General features: G+C 65.3%; 11 protein-coding genes. 8 read left to right on the top strand and 3 right to left on the bottom strand.

Going from position 1 to position 18110, the window contains the following annotated elements:
- The first annotated feature begins 49 nt into the window (after window positions 1-49).
- Window positions 50-853 (top strand): ThuA domain-containing protein, encoded by an 804-nt coding sequence (locus tag V8J55_RS00205; protein WP_336445678.1) that lies wholly within the window; start codon window positions 50-52, stop codon window positions 851-853.
- Window positions 854-856: 3 nt separating this feature from the next.
- On the opposite strand, the gene V8J55_RS00200 is transcribed toward V8J55_RS00205, so the two are convergent.
- Window positions 857-2950 carry an alpha-glucuronidase family glycosyl hydrolase gene (locus V8J55_RS00200; RefSeq protein ID WP_336443845.1) on the bottom strand — a complete coding sequence of 698 codons (2094 nt, stop codon included), beginning with the start codon at window positions 2948-2950 and terminating at the stop codon, window positions 857-859.
- 143 nt (window positions 2951-3093) lie between these two features.
- Here V8J55_RS00200 and V8J55_RS00195 point away from each other — a divergent pair, with 143 nt between their 5' ends.
- From V8J55_RS00195 to V8J55_RS00170, 6 genes are read left to right on the top strand one after another with little or no spacing between them, the layout of a single operon-like run.
- On the top strand, window positions 3094-5487 hold the full coding sequence (locus V8J55_RS00195; RefSeq protein WP_336443844.1) for a glycoside hydrolase family 3 N-terminal domain-containing protein: 2394 nt from the start codon (window positions 3094-3096) through the stop codon (window positions 5485-5487).
- An 8-nt stretch (window positions 5488-5495) separates the two neighbouring features.
- The gene (manD, locus tag V8J55_RS00190) at window positions 5496-6707 is read left to right on the top strand and encodes a D-mannonate dehydratase ManD (RefSeq protein WP_336443843.1); all 1212 of its coding nucleotides are present in this window, start codon (window positions 5496-5498) and stop codon (window positions 6705-6707) included.
- Window positions 6708-6709: 2 nt separating this feature from the next.
- Window positions 6710-8035: an MFS transporter gene (locus V8J55_RS00185; protein WP_336443842.1), complete on the top strand. Its 1326-nt coding sequence runs from the start codon at window positions 6710-6712 to the stop codon at window positions 8033-8035.
- Complete coding sequence (gene uxaC, locus V8J55_RS00180; RefSeq protein WP_336443841.1) at window positions 8032-9444, top strand: glucuronate isomerase; 1413 nt, start codon at window positions 8032-8034, stop codon at window positions 9442-9444. Before V8J55_RS00185 ends, uxaC begins: the two co-directional genes overlap by 4 nt.
- Window positions 9441-10877: a mannitol dehydrogenase family protein gene (locus V8J55_RS00175; RefSeq protein ID WP_336443840.1), complete on the top strand. Its 1437-nt coding sequence runs from the start codon at window positions 9441-9443 to the stop codon at window positions 10875-10877. Before uxaC ends, V8J55_RS00175 begins: the two co-directional genes overlap by 4 nt.
- Window positions 10878-10936: 59 nt before the next feature.
- Window positions 10937-12184, top strand: a complete 1248-nt coding sequence (locus V8J55_RS00170) for an SGNH/GDSL hydrolase family protein (RefSeq protein ID WP_336443839.1) — start codon at window positions 10937-10939, stop codon at window positions 12182-12184.
- Window positions 12185-12312: 128 nt separating this feature from the next.
- Here the strand turns inward: V8J55_RS00170 and V8J55_RS00165 are convergent, their stop codons facing one another.
- Together V8J55_RS00165 and V8J55_RS00160 are read right to left on the bottom strand one after the other, a co-directional pair.
- A complete protein-coding gene (locus V8J55_RS00165; RefSeq protein WP_336443838.1) occupies window positions 12313-15447 on the bottom strand; it encodes a TonB-dependent receptor in 3135 nt (1044 codons plus the stop codon).
- 95 nt (window positions 15448-15542) lie between these two features.
- Entirely contained in the window at window positions 15543-16820 is a 1278-nt protein-coding gene (locus tag V8J55_RS00160; RefSeq protein ID WP_336443837.1) for a sugar MFS transporter, read from the bottom strand.
- Between the two features lie 179 nt (window positions 16821-16999).
- On the opposite strand from V8J55_RS00160, the gene V8J55_RS00155 reads away from it, so the two are divergent.
- On the top strand, window positions 17000-18082 hold the full coding sequence (locus V8J55_RS00155; protein WP_336445677.1) for an aldose epimerase family protein: 1083 nt from the start codon (window positions 17000-17002) through the stop codon (window positions 18080-18082).
- Window positions 18083-18110 lie beyond the last annotated feature (28 nt).

The raw sequence follows: 18110 nt of genomic DNA, 5'->3' as shown, positions 1-18110 counted from the left end.
TGGTGCGCCCCATAATCGCGCCGGAGCGGAAAGGCGAGAGATGTTGGCGATGATGATGGCGCTGGCGCTGCAATTGCAGGCGGCCCCTTATGTGAAGAATCCGAAATATTGGCCGGCCCCGGTGATGGACGAGACCGCGCCGCCGGTCCCGCGGCTGAAGCCCGGCGCCGTGCTTGTGCTGTCCAAAACCAACGGTTTTCGCGATGACGAGCAGATTGTGGCGGCGACGCGGGCGGTGCAGGAGATCGTGCGGGGCGGCGGGCGCGACGTATTCGCGACCGAGAATGCCGCGATCATGAACCCGCGCGATCTGGGGCGTTTTCGCGTCGTGGTGTTCAATTCGAACAGCGGCAATATCTTCACCGAGCCGCAGCGGGCGGCGTTCCGCGCCTGGGTTGAAAAGGGCGGCGGCGTCGTGCTGCTCCACGGCGCGGGCGGTGATCATGACTATGCCTGGGACTGGTATCGCGATACACTGCTCGGGGTTCGCTTTATCGGCCACACCTCGCGGCCCGACCAGTTCCAGCAGGGCGACATCCACATCCTTGAGCCCGGCCACCGCGCGATGCGCGGGCTGCCCGTCAAATGGACGCGGGTCGAGGAATGGTATGCGTTCGACCGCGTGCCCGTGGATCAGAACACGCGCATCCTCGCGACGCTCGACGAGGCAAGCTATCGCCCCGCGCCCGAACAGCGGATGGGCAAACTCCACCCGATCGTCTGGACGCGCTGCGTGGCGCGGGGGCGTGCGATCTTTTCCGCGCTCGGCCATCAGGCGCAAAGCTATGCCGAGCCGCTGCATCGCACGCTCATCGGCAATGCGATCGACTGGGCGGCGGGCAAAAGCTGTTGACCCTCACTTGGGATTGCCCGGCGCAAAGGGGAAGCTTTGCGCCTTGTACCAGTCGAGGTCATGCTCGGGCTGCGCGGCTCCTTCGGGAAGCGGAAGGCCGTTGATCGACATCCAATAGGCAAGGCTCGCGTCGCGCCACCAGCGCGCCTCTTTTTCCTGCACGGCAAGGAAGCTGTCGGCCTTCGTCCAGCGCTCGGCGTCGATGCGCGGTTTGAGCGTCGCCCATTCGCGGCGCATCTCGCCGACGGTGGCGACGCCGCGGTCGTAGCGCCGGACCAGTTCGGCCCACAGCGTCGTGCCGCCAGCCATCTTATAGTCCCACGGTACATGGTGGAACCACAGCAGGTCCTCGGCCGGGGTGGTTTTCGGGTCGGCGTATTTCTTTGCGATCGACGGCGCATATTGCGACACCGCGTTGCTGCCGGTGCGCGTGCGGTCGAAGCCGATCCCTTCCTTGTTGGCACGATGATAATAGACGGGGTTCCATTCGGGGCGCTGTAGGTCGGAAACCCACGGCCCGGGGCCATAATGATGGCCGGTCGCGAACAAATGGGTGAGCCCGAGCGGCCCGGTATAGTCGACCACCGCCTCGCGCGACCGCATCATCATCCGCAGCACCGTGCCCGTCACCACCGGATCGTTGCCGAAGGTCTGGACTGCCCATTCGCGCGCGATCGCTTCGGACGAGAGCGTCGGGTCCCATGCTAGACGGCCGTAAACATACCAGTTCGCCTGATTGAAACTGCTGCCCGACCAGTCGCGGTCGCGCCCGATATTGGCGACGCCGGCCATGCCGCTCAGTCTGTGCCCCTCGGCCTCGCCATCGACGACCGATGCGACGGTCTCGCCGGGTTTCACGCCCGTCTCGGCGTCCAGCACTTCCTCGAACAGCGGGCCGAGATAGGCGAGGTGGGTGGCGAAACCGAGATATTCCTTGGTGATCTGAAACTCGGCCATCAAAGGGGTTTTCGGCATCGCGCCGAACAGCGGATGAAAGGGTTCGCGCGGCTGGAAATCGATCGCGCCGTTTTTGACCTGGACCAGCACATTATCGGCGAACTGGCCGTCGAGCGGCTTGAATTCGGTATAGGCCTGCTTGGCGCGGTCCTCGGGATCGGTGTCGGCATAGACGAAGGCGCGCCACATCACGATGCCGCCGTGCGGGGCGACGGCGGCGGCCAGCATGTTGGCGCCCTCGGCATGGGTCGCGCCATAGTCGCGCGGGCCGGGCTGGCCCTCGCTGTTCGCCTTGACCAGGAAGCCGCCGAAGTCGGGGATGGCGCGATAGATTTCGTCGCTCTTCGCCTTCCACCAGGCGGCCACCGCCGGGTCGCGCGGATCGGCGGTTTTCAGCCCGCCGATCTCGATCGGGGCCGAGAAGCGCGCGGAGAGAAAGACCTTGATGCCATAGGGTCGGAAAACGTCGGCGAGCGCCGCGGCCTTGGCGATATAAGGGGCGGTGAGGCTCGTCGCCTTCGCGTTGACATTGTTTAGGACGGTGCCGTTGATCCCGAGCGAGGCGTTGGCGCGGGCATAGTCGGTGTAGCGCGGGTCCTTGAAATCAGGCAGCGTCCACCAGTCCCACAGCGACTGGCCAGCATAACCGCGCTCGACCACCCCATCCAGATTGTCCCAATGATTGAGCAGGCGCAGCTTGGTGCGCGGCTTCGAGACGAGATCAACGCTGGCGAGGTCGCCGCCGCTGTGTGCGTGGCGCAGCAGGGCGAAGGCGCCATAAAGGATACCGATGTCAGACGTCGCGGTGACGAGCGTGACCGCGCGGCCCTCGATGGTGGCGCGCTGTACGCGGTAACCTTCGGCGCCCAATGCAGCATTGTCGAGCCGCAGCGCGGCGACGGCGGGATCGTCGGTGCGCGCCAGCAGCACAGGGTCGGGAAGGGTGGGGAGGCCGCGGCGCAGTTCGTCCGCGGCGATCTTCAGCGTCGGCGAATCGCCGCGCACTTCGACCGGCGCGGGAGCGGTTCGGTGGGCCGCGCCGCCAAGCCAGAGGCTGTAACCATCATTGGCCTGCGCGGGTGCCGCGAACGTGCAGGCGACGATGACCCAGAGGGGCGCGTGGCGGATATGAAGCTTCATCGATCGCTCTCCCTGGACGCCGCGCGTATCGCGCTGGCGTATCGCAACGGGCATTGACAACCCGTTCTCTCGCCGTGCATGTTAGCGGTATCACGGCGACGACATCAACATAAATGTTGCGCCTCAATCGATGGGAGAGTCGAATGACGGGCAGGGCGGCTATCGGGGGAAACACGTCCCGCCGCGATCTTTTTCGATGGGGCGCTTCGGCATCGCTGCTCGCGATGCTCCCCGTCGCCGCGCGCGCGGCCGGTCCGATCTATCGCGACCCCAAGGCGCCCGTTGACCTGCGCGTCGAGGACCTGCTGTCGCGCATGACGCTCGACGAAAAGGTCGCCCAGCTGATCACGCTGTCGCGGACCAAGCGCGACATCATGGATGACGATCGCTCCTTCGATCCGGCGAAGGCGAGCAAGGCCTATCCCGACAATTTCGGGCAGATCGCGCGCCCGTCCGACCGCGGCGGCGCGGCAACCGCGAACAACAACCCCGCTGACACGACCGGGCGGTGGCGCGCCCCGGCCGACACCATCGCCTTCGTCAACGCGACGCAGAAATGGGCGGCGACGACGCGGCTCGGCATCCCCGTCCTGTTCCACGAGGAATGCCTGCATGGCTATATGGCGCCGACCGCGACGAGCTTTCCGCAGGCGATCGCGCTGGCGGGCAGCTTCGACCGCGACCTGATGGAGCGGGTGAGCGCGGTCATCGGCCGCGAGGTGCGCGCGCATGGCACCGTGCTGGCGCTGTCGCCGGTGGTCGATATCGCGCGCGATCCGCGCTGGGGCCGGATCGAGGAAACGTTCGGCGAGGACCCCTATCTGTGCGGAGAAATGGGCGTCGCCGCGGTGCTGGGGCTGCAGGGGCGCAGCAAGGTCTTGGCGCCCGGCAAGGTCTTCGCCACGCTGAAGCATATGACCGGGCACGGCCAGCCCGAGAGCGGCGAAAATGTCGCGCCCGCGCCGCTCGCCGAGCGCGAATTGCGCGAGCGTTTCTTTCCCCCCTTCCGCAAGATCGTCGCGAAGACCGGTATCGTCGCGGTGATGCCGTCGTATAACGAGATCGATGGCGTTCCGAGCCACGCCAACCGCTGGCTGCTGCACGACGTGCTGCGCGGCGAATGGGGTTTCGACGGCGCGATCGTCAGCGATTATGCCGCGATCGGCGAACTTGCGACGCTGCACCACGTCGCGCCCGACATCGCGGCAGCGGCGAAGCTGGCGCTGATCGCGGGGGTCGACAGCGATCTGCCCGACGGCGAGGCGTTTCGCACGCTCGGTGATCAGGTGCGCGCAGGCAAGGTGCCGCTGGCGCTGGTCGATCAGGCCTGCCGCCGCATCCTGACGCTCAAATTCCGCGCCGGCTTGTTCGAAGCCGCGCCGTTCGATCCGCGCGCCGCGGCGAAGCTGACCGCCAATGCCGAGGCGCTGGCGCTGGCGCGTGAGGCGGCGGTGAAGGCGATCACCCTGCTGACCAACGATGGGACGCTGCCGCTGACGCCGGGGGCGCACAAGAAGGTCGCGGTGATCGGGCCGAACGCCGCGATCGCGCGGCTGGGCGGCTATTCGTCGATCCCGACGAATCCCGTCTCGCTGCTCGAAGGCGTGCGCGCGCGGCTCGCCGGCAAGGCCGAGGTCGTCCACGCGCAGGGCGTGTTCATCACCCAGAGCGAGGACCGGTCGGCCAACGAGGTATTGCTCGCCGATCCGGCGAAGAACCGCCAGCTGATCGCCGAGGCGGTTGAGGTCGCCAAGACGGCCGGCGTAATCCTGCTGGCGATCGGCGACACCGAACAGACGAGCCGCGAAGGCTTTGCCAAGAACCACCTTGGCGACCGCACCGACCTCGACCTCGTCGGCGAGCAGAACGAGCTCTTCCTCGCGATGAAAGCGACCGGAAAACCCGTCGTCGTCGTCGCGATCAACGGCCGCCCGCCATCGTGGCCGACCGTCGCCGAGCAGGCCAACGCGCTGCTTGAATGCTGGTATATGGGGCAGGAGGGCGGCCATGCGATGGCCGCTGTGCTGTTCGGCGATCATAATCCGGGCGGCAAGTTGCCGGTAACGGTCGCGCGCCATGCGGGGCAACTGCCGGTGTTTTACGACGCCAAGCCTTCGGCGCGCCGCGGTTACCTTTTCGACACGACCGACCCGCTGTTTCCGTTCGGACATGGCCTGAGCTACACGAAATTCGAACTCGGAAAGCCGCGCCTCTCGGCGCCGCGGATCGGGGCGGGCGGCAGCGTGACCGTCGAGGTCGACGTCGCCAATGTCGGCGAGCGGACCGGCGACGAAACCGTCCAGCTCTATATCCGCGACCAGGTCGCGTCGGTGACCCAGCCGATCAAGGTGCTCAAGGGATTTACGCGCGTGTCGCTGAGGCCCGGCGAGCGCCGCACGGTGTCGATGACGCTCGATCCCGAAGCCTTCACCATCTGGAACGATGCGATGCGCGAAGTGGTCGAACCCGGCCTGTTCGACATCATGACCGGACCAGACAGCCGCAACCTCCAGACCGTCACACTCGAAATCGCCTGAGGACCAAAATGCCCAAGATCATTTCCGCCCGCGTCATCATTACCTGCCCGGGGCGCAATTTCGTGACGCTGAAGATCGAATGCGACGACGGCACGACCGGCGTTGGCGACGCGACGCTCAATGGCCGCGAGCTTGCGGTCGCGAGCTATCTGACCGACCATGTCGTGCCGTGCCTGATCGGCCGCGACGCGCACCGGATCGAGGATATCTGGCAATATCTCTACAAGGGCGCGTACTGGCGGCGCGGACCGGTGACGATGAGCGCGATCGCGGCGGTCGACACCGCGCTGTGGGACATCAAGGGCAAGATTGCCGGCTTGCCCGTCTACCAGCTGCTCGGCGGCGCGTCGCGCGAAGGATGCATGGTCTATGGCCATGCCAACGGCACCTCGATCGAGGAAACGGTCGAGGTCGCGCTCGATTATCAGCGGCAGGGCTACAAGGCGATCCGGCTGCAATGCGGCGTGCCGGGAATGGCATCGACCTATGGCGTCAGCAAGGATCGCTATTTCTACGAACCCGCCGACGCAGATTTGCCGAGCGAAAATGTCTGGTCGACGAGCAAATATATGCGCGTCGTTCCCGAACTCTTCGCGGCCGCGCGTGAGGCGCTGGGCTGGGATGTCCACCTGCTCCACGACATTCACCACCGGTTGACGCCGATCGAGGCCGGGCGGCTTGGCAAGGATCTGGAACCTTACCGCCCCTTCTGGCTCGAGGATGCGACCTCGGCCGAGAATCAGGAGGCCTTCCGGCTAATCCGCCAGCACACCACCGCGCCGCTCGCGGTCGGCGAGATTTTCAATTCGATCCACGATTGCCGCGAACTGATCCAGAACCAGCTGATCGACTATATCCGCGCGACCGTCGTCCATGCGGGTGGCATCACGCACCTCCGCCGCATCGCCGCGCTCGCCGATCTCTACCAGATCCGCACCGGCTGCCACGGCGCGACCGACCTGTCGCCGGTCTGCATGGCGGCGGCGCTACACTTCGGACTGTCGGTGCCCAATTTCGGCGTCCAGGAATATATGCGCCACACGGTGGAGACCGACGCGGTCTTCCCGCACACCTACAGCTTCGAGGACGGCATGATGCACCCCGGCGATGCGCCGGGCCTTGGCGTCGACATCGATGAGGAACTCGCCAAAGGCTATGAATATAAGCGCGCTTTCCTGCCGGTGAACCGGCTCGAAGACGGCACAATGCATAGCTGGTGAGCATGGCGAGCGATCTCGTCGGAGCCGCCGCCGAGGCGCCCGACACCGCGATCCGCGCGGTGTCGAAGCCGCGCGGCCGCGTCCGCTGGATCATCTGCGGCCTGCTGTTCGCCGCAGTGGTGCTGTCCTACATCGACCGGCTGGTGCTCGGGGTGCTCAAGCCCCAGCTCGAAACGCTCTATGGCTGGACCAACAGCGGCTACGGCGACATCACCGGCTATTTCCAGATCTGCTACGGGCTCGGCTTCCTCGCCTTCGGTTGGCTGATCGACCGGATCGGTCCGCGCGCGGGCTATCTGCTGGCGATGGGCCTGTGGACGATCGGCCACTTTGCGCAGGTGCTCGCGACCACGACCTTCGGTTTCGTCATCGCGCGCATCCCGCTCGCGCTGGGCGAGGCGGGAACCTATCCCTCGGCGCTCGCCGCCGCATCGCAATGGTTCCCGAAGAAGGAGCGCGCGCTCGCGATCGGCATCTTCAACGCCGGCGCCAACGTCGGTGCGATCATCACGCCGCTGCTCGTCTCGTTCATCGTCGCCGGGCTGATGTTCGATTGGCGCTGGGCGTTCATCATCACCGGCCTGTTCAATCTCGTGTGGCTCGCGGCCTGGTGGCGCTTCTATCGCAAGCCCGCCGAACATCCGAAGATCACGGCCGAGGAGCGCGCGTGGATCGAGGCCGAGCCGATCGAGGAAAGCGGACGCGCTGGCTTTTTCAAGCTGCTGCGCCACCGCGAGACCTGGGCCTATATGGCGGGCCGTTTCCTGATCGACCCGGTGTGGTGGACCTTCCTGTTCTGGCTGCCCGATTTCTTCAACAAGCAATATGGCTATGATCTCAAGAACTTCGGACCGCCCTTGGTCGCCATCTATATTCTCGCCGACGTCGGCGCGATCGCGGGCGGCTGGTATAGCTCGCACCTCTTGAAGCGCGGCGTCGCCGCGGGGCGGGCGCGCAAGCAGGCGATGTTCGCTTGCGCGCTGTTCGCGCTGCCGGTGATGTTCGCGGTCGAGGCCGACAATATCTGGATCGCGGTGGCGTGCATCGGGCTTGCCTGCGCCGCGCATCAGGGCTTCTCGACCAATTTGTTCGCGCTGCCGGGCGATCAGTTCCCGCGCTTCGCGCAGGGCACGCTGATCGGTCTCGGCGGGTTCGCGGGCGCGTGCGGCGGCTTCATCGCCTCCAAGTCGCTCGGCATATTGCTCGACCGGGTGGGGAGTTACGAGCCCTTCTTCATCGCCTGCGGCATGGCCTATCTGGTGGCGCTTGCCGTTTTCCACATCCTCAATCCGCGCTATCGCGACGTGAAGATCGACGGCACCCTATGACCCGACCGCTCAAGCTCCATCCCGACCGCCTGTTTCCTGCCGATCCGGCGACACGCGCCATCGCGCGCTCGCTCTATGCGGGCGTCAAGGACCTGCCGATCATCAGTCCGCACGGCCACACCGACCCCGCCTGGTTCGCCGCCGACGCGCCGTTCAGCGATCCGGCGAGCCTGCTGATCGTCCCCGATCATTATGTCTTTCGCATGCTGATGAGCCAGGGCGTTCCGCTCGACGCACTCGGCGTGCCGACGGTCGACGGCAGCGCGACCGAGGCCGGCCCGCGCGCGATCTGGCGATTGTTCGCGGACCATTATCATCTGTTCCGCGGCACGCCCTCGCGCATGTGGCTCGACTGGGTGTTCGCCGAGATTTTCGGGCTCGACGTCATTCTCGAGCCCGCGACTGCCGACCATTATTTCGATACGATCGACGCCGCGCTCAAGACCGACGCCTTTCGCCCGCGCGCGCTGTTCGAGCGGTTCGGGATCGAGTTGATCGCGACCACCGAAAGCCCGCTCGATCCGCTCGATCATCACCGCGCTATCCGGGACAGTGGCTGGAGCGGACGCGTGGTTACTGCCTATCGCCCCGATCCGGTCGTCGATCCCGAGGCCGAAGGCTTCGCCGCCAATGTTCGGACCTTTTGCACCATGGCGGGCGAGGATGCAGAAAGCTGGGCCGGCTATCTTGCCGCGCATCGCTTCCACCGCGCGCGCTTCCGCGAGGCGGGGGCGACCTCGACCGACCACGGCCACCCGTCGGCAGCGACCGCCGACCTGTCCCAAGCCCACGCGGCGGCGCTTTATGCATGGGTGATGGCGGGGGCGGACGCCGCCGATGCCGAACTGTTCCGCGCGCAGCTGCTGACCGAAATGGCACGGATGAGCATCGACGACGGGATGGTGATGCAGCTGCATCCCGCGGTCTATCGCAGCCACAATGCTGCCGTGCTGGCGCGCTTCGGACGCGACAAGGGCGGCGACATCCCGTTGCCGGGCGAGTTCGTCCACGCGCTGAAGCCCTTGCTTGACCTGTTCGGCAACGATCCGCGGCTGACGCTGATCCTGTTCACGCTCGACGAGGATGTCTATTCGCGCGAGCTCGCGCCGCTCGCCGGCCATTATCCCGCGTTGCGGCTCGGCCCGCCGTGGTGGTTTCACGACAGCCCCGAAGGAATGCGCCGCTTTCGCGAACGCACGACCGAGACCGCGGGCTTCTACAACAGCGTCGGGTTCAACGACGATACCCGCGCCTTCCTGTCGATCCCCGCGCGCCACGACGTCGCGCGGCGGATGGATTGCGCCTGGCTGGCGCAGCTGGTCGCCGAGCATCGCCTGCCCGAAGACGAAGCGCATGAGGTTGCCCGCGCGCTCGCTTATGATCTCGCAAAGGCGGCGTACAAGCTGTGAGGCTGTCGGCTGCCGTGCTCGATCGTCTGCCGGCGGAGGTCGCGCGGCCAGCGTATGACCGCGCCGCGGTAAAACGCGGTGTCGTGCATCTCGGCATTGGCGCTTTCCACCGCGCGCATCAGGCGGCGCTGTTCGAGGCGGCGCTCGCGTCGGGCGACATGCGCTGGGGCGTGACGGGGGTTTCGCTGCGCTCGCGTGATGTGCGCGACCAGCTGGCGCCGCAGGACGGCCTCTATACGCTGCTGGTGCGCGATGGCGCCGTGGAGCGCGCGCAGATCGTCGGCGCGGTGCAGGAGGTGCTGGTCGCTCCGGAAAACCCGCAAGCGGTGATTGCGGCGCTGGCATCGTCCGACACGCATATCGTGACGGTCACGATCACCGAGAAGGGTTATAAGCTCGACCGCGAAGCGGGCGGCCTGCTGATGGATGATCTCGATGTCGTGCATGATATCGCAGCGCTCGATGCGCCGCGCACGGCGCCGGGGTTCATCGTCGCGGGACTGAAAGCGCGCCGCGCCGCGCGCTTGCAGCCGCTGACGATCATGTCGTGCGACAATCTGCCGGACAATAGCGTGCTGCTGCGCGACGCGGTGATCGCGATGGCGCGCGCGCATGACCCCGGCCTGGCCGACTGGATCGCGGTCGATGTCGCTTTCCCCTCGACAATGGTCGACCGCATCGTTCCCGCGACCACGCCCGACGACATCGCGATGCTCGCCGAACGGCTGGGTGTGGAAGATCGGGCGATGGTGAAGACCGAACCCTTCACCCAATGGGTGATCGAGGATCGTTTCAGCGGCGAGCGCCCCGATTTTTCGGCGCTGGGCGCGCAGCTTACCGACCGCGTCGCGCCATGGGAACATGCCAAGCTTCGCCTGCTCAACGGCGCCCATTCGGCGATCGCCTATCTCGGGGGGCTCGCCGGCGACGAATTCGTCCACCAGTTCGTTGCGCGCGATGCGGGCCGCCGCCTGATCGCGATGCTGTGGGATGAGGCGCAGGAAACGCTCGATCCACCCGCGGAGCTCGACGCCCCGGCCTACCGCGCCGCGTTGCTGGAGCGCTTCGCCAATCCCGCGTTGCAGCATCGCGCGCGCCAGATCTCGATGGACGGGTCGCAAAAGCTTCCGCAGCGTCTGGTCCAGCCGCTGATCGAGCGCGCCGCGGTCGGCAAGGCCAGCCCCGCATTGGCGCTGACGATCGCCGCGTGGATGCGCTGGCAGGCGGGCTCGACCGACGACGGCGAACGCTTCGTGATCGACGATCCGGCCGCCGATCGACTGGCCCGCGCATCGGGTGTGGAAGGCTATCTGGCGGTGCTTGGCGTGATGCCCGATGCGGCGACGTGCGGCGCGATCGCAGCCCAGCTCGGGATATTGGAGCGGTCAAACGCGCGCACCGCGATCGCTCGTCTACTCGAAGAGGCCATATAATATTGAAAGCAGGGCAATTCCGGCGATAGCCGGGCCGGCGGGACATAAGGAGAGGCGGCATGCGGATAGGGGTTTCGATATTTGTGCTGGGGCTGGCCTTGGCCTCTCCGCTCGCCAATGCACAGAACGCTTCCGTCGCTATGCCCGAAAGCGGTTCGGTCAACTGTCCGTGGCGTGCCGCATGGGCATCGGCGCAGATGCTGCCCGATGCCGGCAATGCCCTCCCTGCCGGGGCGCTGGCGGACGGCACGCTGCGCCAGATCGTCCGGCCGTCGATCGGCGGCGCGCAGCTTCGCGTGCGATTTTCCAATGTCTTCGGCAAAACGCCGCTCCGGATCGGCGGCGCGACGCTGGCGCGATCGGCGGATAATTCCCGGCCCGACATCGTTCCGGCGACACTGCGCCCGCTGCGTTTTGCCGGCAAGGCGGGGGCGGTGGTCCCGCCGGGCGGTGAATGGCTGAGCGATCCGCTCGACTGGACCTTTGGCGCGTTCGACGATCTGGCGGTGAGCGTCCACGTCCTGGCCGACCCCGATGGCCAGACATCGCACCCCGGCTCCCGCGCGACGTCCTATGTCGTCCGCGGCGACGCGACGGCCGCCGCATCGCTTTCGGGCGCGACGCCCGTCGACCATTGGTATCTCCTCTCGGGCATCGAGGTCGCAAGCTGCGCAGCGCGCGGCGGAATCGTGGTGCTTGGCGACTCCATCACCGACGGTCGTGGATCGACGACCAACGGCAATGACCGCTGGACCGATTTCCTTGCGCGGCGGCTCGCTGGCCGGGCCGCGGTGATCAACCAGGGGATCGGCGGCAATCGCGTGCTCCTCGATGGGCTCGGGCCAAGCGCCATGGCACGGCTGGATCGCGACCTGCTGGCGCAGCCCGGCATCGCCCACGCCATCATCCTTGAGGGGATCAACGACATTGGCGTGCTGACCCGCGAGAAACCGGCGAGCGCGGAAGAGCATCGCGCGCTGGTGGAGCAGGTGACGGGCGCCTATGCCCAGATCGTCGCGCGGGCGCGGGCGCGGGGGATCAAGGTCCATGGCGCGACGATCCTGCCCTTCATGAGCAATGAATATTATCATCCGGGTGCCGCCACCGAGGCCGACCGGCAGGCGATCAACGCCTGGATCCGTACCTCCGGCCATTTCGACAGCGTCATCGACCTCGATCGTGTGATGCGCGACCCCGCCCGCCCGGCCTATCTGAACCCGGCCTATGACACGGGCGACGGGTTGCACCCCAATCCCGCGGGTTTCCGCGCGATGGCCGAGGCGGTCCCGCTCGGGCTGTTCGAATAGGCGCCGTCCCCCGCGCCTTTCCCTGCCATTCCCGATTTGGCGGCGCCGTCTCTAGCGGTCGCCCTCCAAAAAAAAGGGCCGGTCGAAAATCGACCGGCCCATAAGAGACCACAGGAGGTGGGAGCCGCCTAGAATTTGCCGCGAATACCGACCAGCACCGTCCGGCCGGGATTATATTCGTTGAAGGTCGCGTTCGGGAACTGGAAGTAGCTGCTCTGTGCTTCCTTCGTGATGTTGATCACGTTGACGACCACGGTCGGCAGATAGTCGTTACCGAAGACCTCGGCGAGATCGAGATTGCCCGAGAAATCGAGCTGCGAGTAGCTGCGCCCGAAAATGGCGGCCTGCTGGATGCCATTCTGGTTGGTCCCCGAGCCCTGCGACCCCTGGTTGTAAGTATAGGTAAGACGGGTCGAGAGACCATTACCCTCATAATAGCCGGTGAGCGTGTAGGTCTTCGGAGCCACGCCGATCGCCACCGCCGGAGCGCCGGCGCCTTCGCCCTTCTGGTCGATCAGCGTCAGGTTCGCCTGCACGCCGAAACCCGACACGCCGATATATTGGGTGAGGAAATCGAGCGGCTGGGTAATCTGGAACTCGAGGCCGTTGACCTTGAGCTTGCCGTCGGCGTTGACCTGCTGCTGCACAACGACATTGACATCGCGCAGCGCCTGCCCCGGCTGGGCGCGGGTGGCCAGCGCATCGCGCTGCGCCTGCGTCAGCGAGTCGATGTTAATGCCATATTGCTCGAAGAAGGAGAATGGCACGGTGGTGAGACCGTTCACGGTGAAGCCGGTGATCGACTTGCGGAAGGCCGCAAAGGCAATCACGCCTTCGCCGCCGGTATAATATTCGAAACCGACGTCGATATTGTCCGAGATATACGGATCAAGCGCGCTGTTGCCGACGGTGCCCACGTCGGCCGACGGTTGGACGAAGCTCGCGCCCGGCAGCATCGCATTGGGATCGGGACGCGTCATCGTTCGCGAGATCGATGCGCGCGCCACGGCCTTGCCGCCGAAATCGAAGGCGACGCTCGCCGAGGGCAGGAAGTTCGAATAGACGGTCCGCGTCGTCGGGAAGGTGATCGTATTCGGGTAGCGTCCGCCATCGGCGATCGTTGCGTTGCGCCCATCGGGAACGCTGACGCGGCCGCCGACAATCTGTTCGGTCCGCACATAGCGCACGCCGCCGTTGAGGCGCAGCGTGTTGTCGCCGATGTCGAAGATGCCGTTCGCCTCGACGAAGGTTCCGGTGACCTTTTCCCTGATCAGGCCGCCATTGGCGCCGCTGCTGCCCGAGCCCGTCTCGGTTGCGCGCGACAGGAAGCCCTCATAATCGGTGTCGGCCTTGACCTTGTCCCAGTCGACGGTGATGAACCCGTTGCTGCCGGGGCGCAGATAGCTCGGCACCGCGGCCGTCGGAATGATCGAGCCGGCGTAGGTGATCGGGGCTCCGCCCGCGGTGAAGTTTGTTCCATAACCGGGAAAGGTCGGGAAGCCTGCGGGGGTTGCGCTGCCGGGCTGGTTGAGGCCGGTGCAAGGCGTCGTGCTCGTGTTCGGCGCGAGCAGGGTGACGCTCGGGCCATTGCCGCAGATTGCATTCTGCCACTCGGCGGTGTTGTCGAACGGCGTGATGCGGCGGCGGGTATCGTCGAAGGATCCGCCGACGCGCACGCTGAACCGGGTTTCATCGCCGAACAGGAGGCTGCCTCGGATACCCTTGGTTTCGGTTTCGCGCTCTTCGCCGTTCAAATTGACGCGGCCGCCGCCCGCCCAGCCGAAATTGGCGGGGTCGTTGAGATCGATATTGGTTTCGATCGAAGGGATGCCGCCATCATTGGTATAGGTTACCGTCGCGCCGCTGTTCGGCGGCGTGATCACGAGGAATGTGGGGCTTTCGCGGCGGAAGGTGCTCTTGGTGTAATTGGCCTGGATATCGCCCTTGATCCAGTCGTTGACGACAAACTCGGCGCCGGGATTGACGCCATAATATTCCTGGGTGTCCTTGTACGGACGATATTCGAGGAAGAATTGCGCGTTGGCGTAGGTGCCGCTCGTCACGACGCAGCCTTGGGTGCAATCTTCACGATCATAGGTGGTGTTGAGCGGAATGACCGCGCCATTGCGGCCTACCCAATTCATTGCGTTGCGCGTGAACTCTGTATTGCGCTTCGCATACATGCCGTCGATGTAGAAATGGAAATTGTCGCCGGGGCGCCACTCGAGCGACACGAGCCCGTTGTAGCGTTCGCGGTCGCCGACTTCGGTGCGCGGGCGGCCGAGACGCGGCAGGAGGCCGTTGTCGATCTGGTCGATCGACGCACCCGGATTGCGGGCGAGAAGAAACGCCTGGTCGATGACCGCGCCTGGAGTCAGGCCGTTTCCGGCGTTGATCGGCACCACCGACGGAATGGTGAAATTGCCGCCGCCGGTCGGGTTGAGCGTGCCGCTCGTGCGCTGAGCAGCCGTGAGATTGGGATTGGTCCAGCCGATCGTTTCAAAGCCATCGACGCGGAAATTGTTGCGGACCGCCGCGCCCCCGACGAGGATACCGAAATCGCCGAAGGTCGCGCTGGCGAGGACATGGCCGCGATAGCCCCATTTGCCGGCCGAGCTGACCTTCGAGCCCTGCAGGCCGTAGCTGATATAGGGTTCGGGATTGTCGAACGGCCGCGCGGCGCGGAGATCGACGGTGCCGGCGGCGCCGCCTTCGACCTGGCTCGCTACCGGCGATTTGCTGACGGTGAGCTTGGTGAACAGCTCGGTTGGGAGAAGGTCGAGATCGACTTCGCGGTTGGTGCTTTGCGCATCGAAGCGCACCGACGCGATTGCGACCGGTGCGCCATTGAGGAGCACGCGGGTGAAATTGGTGCCGAGCCCGCGGATCGCGACCGTCGCACCTTCGCCCGTCACTTCGCGGCCGATCGTGATGCCCGGGATGCGGTTTAGCGATTCGGCGATATTGGTGTCGGGGAATTTGCCGATATCTTCGGCGAAGATGGTGTCGGTGAAGCCGGTCGAGTTGCGTTTCGCATTGGTCTGGCTCTCGAGCGAGGCGCGGTAGCCCGATACGACGATTTCGTCCTCGCCGGCGGCAGGGGGGGCGGCAGGGGCCTGGTCGGCCGAGTCCGCGCCGTCCTCCTGTGCTGCCGACGCGGTGTTGCCCGGCGTCTGTGCAAACACGATTCCAGGGCAGAGCAGGCTCGACGCCGCAACCGCACCCAAGAGACCACGACGCATAAGCTCGATACGAGAAACCATAATATCCTCCCCATTTTCGGCCCCGGCTTGTGCCGGCGGCTCGCACGCCATGGTAGCGCTATCAACAGCCTGCCTAATACTCAGACTTATTGATGTCAAGACTTCGCGGTGTCGGGCATCGTTCGGCTGCCCCACAGGGCGTAGAAGAGGATGTAGAGCTCGCACGCGGCGGTGAGCAGGAACGACGCTTGCAGGCCGTAAATGTCGGCCAACCAGCCCTGCACGATCACGAGCGCGCCGCCCGCGATCGCCATGATCAGCAGCCCAGATCCTTCCTCGGTGAGCGGACCGAGACCCTTGATCCCCAGCGTGAAGATCGTCGGAAACATGATCGAATGGAACAGTCCGACCAGAATCAGCGCCCACATTGCGGCGGGTCCGGTCGTGAAGACGGTGATCAGCATCACGGCGAACGCGCCGACGGCAAAGACGGCGAGGACGGTTTCGGCGGCGATTCGCTGCATGATAGCGGAGCCGGCGAAGCGTCCAACCATCATCCCGGCCCATAGGAAGGTCAGATATTTGCCCGCCTGCTCGTGCGTCAGATTAGCGATATCGGGCTGACTGACGAAGTTGACGAACAGGTTGGCGACGCCGATTTCGGCAATCAGGTAGATGAAAATGGCGGGAATTCCGAACACCAGATTGCGGTGTCTCCACAGCGAGTGATTCTTGCGGTCTTCCTTCGAGACGCGGGTGGTCGCCGACCCCATCGCGGGAAGCGGAAAGCGCGCGATCACGATCGCCAGCACGATCAGGACGACGGAGACCAGCGCATAGGGCAGGATCACCGACTGTGCGTCGGCGATTCGTTCGGCCTGGGTCAGCGCGGTTCCTGCCTCTGACGTGCCGCCTTTCGACCGCCCGAGAATCAGATAGGCGCCAAACAGCGGCGCGAACATCGTCCCCGCCGAATTCATCGCCTGCACCAGGTTGAGCCGCGAGGAGGCGGTCTTCGCCGGACCGATCACCGCGACATAGGGGTTGGCCGCGACCTGCAGCAGGGTGATGCCGCTCGCGATCACGAACAGCATGATCAATGTGACGCCATAGGAGGGAAGGCTCGCCGCGAGCGTCATGCCGAGCGCTCCGGCCGCCATCACCAGCAGCCCGATCACGAGCGACTTCTGGTAGCCGATCCGTTCGATCAGCTTTGCCGAGGGGATCGAGGCGACGAAATAGGCGATGAACCACACCGACTCGATCAAGGTCGTTTGGGTATAGTTGAGATCGAACACGCTCCTGAGGTGCGGGAGCAGCGTGTTGTTGATCACCGTGATGAAGCCCCACATGAAAAAGAGGCTGGCCAGCAGGATCAGCGTAGGTGCGTAGCTGGTGCGGTCCGTCGTGCGGTCCTGCGCCTCCGCGGACATGCTCGGTTCCATAATATCCTTCTCCCTCGCGACCCGGCTCTTGTGTAGAATCTAATTGTCTGAGTATATATGCGCCAAGGACGCGTCAATGCGGCGCGCATAAACGAGAGGACGATCGCGTGGCATCCAGGAAAATTTGGCAATGGAGCCTGCCGGTCTTTGCGGTGCTTCCGCTGGCGATGGCCCATGCGGCGACCGCCGAGCGCACGCCCGCCGGCACGACGGCCGACGGCAACCCGATCGAGGCGATCACGCTGACGGGTACCAATCGGGTTTCGGCGCGGATCCTCACCTATGGTGCAACGCTGCAGTCGCTCACCGCGCCCGACCGCGAGGGGAAACTCGCGGATGTCCTGCTCGGCTATGATGACGCGGCGGACTATGTTGCCAAGCCCAATTATTTCGGCGTCACCGTCGGTCGCTATGCCAACCGGATCGGCGGGGGTAAGTTCGCACTCGATGGAAAAACCTATCAGGTTTCGCAGAACGACAAGGGCAATTCGCTGCACGGCGGCGCGCAAGGTTTCGACAAGCTGCCCTGGAAAATCGTGTCGGTCACGCAGGGGAAAACCGCGTCGGTGACGCTGACGCTAACCAGCCCCGACGGTGACCAGGGCTATCCCGGTCGGGTGCAGGCGAAGGTCACCTACACGCTTGACGATGCGGGCGACCTGACGATCAGTTTCGATGCCACCACCGATAAGCCGACCCTGATCAACATGACCAATCATGCGATCTTCAACCTCGCGGGCGAAGGCGCGTCAGGCGGGGCGCTGGGCCACCGGCTGACCATCCCGGCGGCGGCGATCACGCCGGTCGATGCACAGCTGATCCCGACGGGGGACCTGCGCCCGGTTGCGGGCACGGTATTCGACTTTCGCACCCCGCGCGTACCCGACGACGGAATCCGCGACGGGCGCGATCAGCAGATCGCTTTCGGGCGCGGTTACGATCATAATTTCGCGCTCGACAAGGGCGTGACCCGCACGCCCGAGCTGGCCGCGCGGCTGGAGGACCCCAAATCGGGCCGTGTGCTCGAAGTGCTGACGACCGAACCGGGTGTCCAGTTCTACACCGGCAATTTTCTGGACGGTCTGGTGAAGGGCAAGCGCGGCCATTTCTATCGCATGGGTGACGGGATCGCACTCGAGCCGCAGAAATTTCCCGATGCGCCGAACCACGCGAACTTCGCCTCGGCGCGTGTCGATCCCGCGCGGCCGTATCGCCACGTCATGATCTATCGCCTGTCCATCGCGCGCTGACCCAGCGCCCGCCTGTCTTTACCGGAGT

Origin of the sequence: Sphingopyxis sp. CCNWLW2 (assembly GCF_037095755.1) — a bacterium.
Classification (GTDB): Bacteria; Pseudomonadota; Alphaproteobacteria; order Sphingomonadales; family Sphingomonadaceae; genus Sphingopyxis.
This window is presented reverse-complemented; position numbering and strand designations above follow the sequence as displayed.

Excerpts from the sequence above, each read along its gene's own strand:
- V8J55_RS00205 (WP_336445678.1), top strand. The coding sequence starts at position 50 with ATGATGATGGCGCTGGCGCTGCAATTGCAGGCGGCCCCTTATGTGAAG.
- V8J55_RS00200 (WP_336443845.1), bottom strand. The coding sequence starts at position 2,950 with ATGAAGCTTCATATCCGCCACGCGCCCCTCTGGGTCATCGTCGCCTGC.
- V8J55_RS00195 (WP_336443844.1), top strand. The coding sequence starts at position 3,094 with ATGACGGGCAGGGCGGCTATCGGGGGAAACACGTCCCGCCGCGATCTT.
- manD (WP_336443843.1), top strand. The coding sequence starts at position 5,496 with ATGCCCAAGATCATTTCCGCCCGCGTCATCATTACCTGCCCGGGGCGC.
- V8J55_RS00185 (WP_336443842.1), top strand. The coding sequence starts at position 6,710 with ATGGCGAGCGATCTCGTCGGAGCCGCCGCCGAGGCGCCCGACACCGCG.
- uxaC (WP_336443841.1), top strand. The coding sequence starts at position 8,032 with ATGACCCGACCGCTCAAGCTCCATCCCGACCGCCTGTTTCCTGCCGAT.
- V8J55_RS00170 (WP_336443839.1), top strand. The coding sequence starts at position 10,937 with ATGCGGATAGGGGTTTCGATATTTGTGCTGGGGCTGGCCTTGGCCTCT.
- V8J55_RS00165 (WP_336443838.1), bottom strand. The coding sequence starts at position 15,447 with ATGGTTTCTCGTATCGAGCTTATGCGTCGTGGTCTCTTGGGTGCGGTT.
- V8J55_RS00160 (WP_336443837.1), bottom strand. The coding sequence starts at position 16,820 with ATGTCCGCGGAGGCGCAGGACCGCACGACGGACCGCACCAGCTACGCA.
- V8J55_RS00155 (WP_336445677.1), top strand. The coding sequence starts at position 17,000 with ATGGCCCATGCGGCGACCGCCGAGCGCACGCCCGCCGGCACGACGGCC.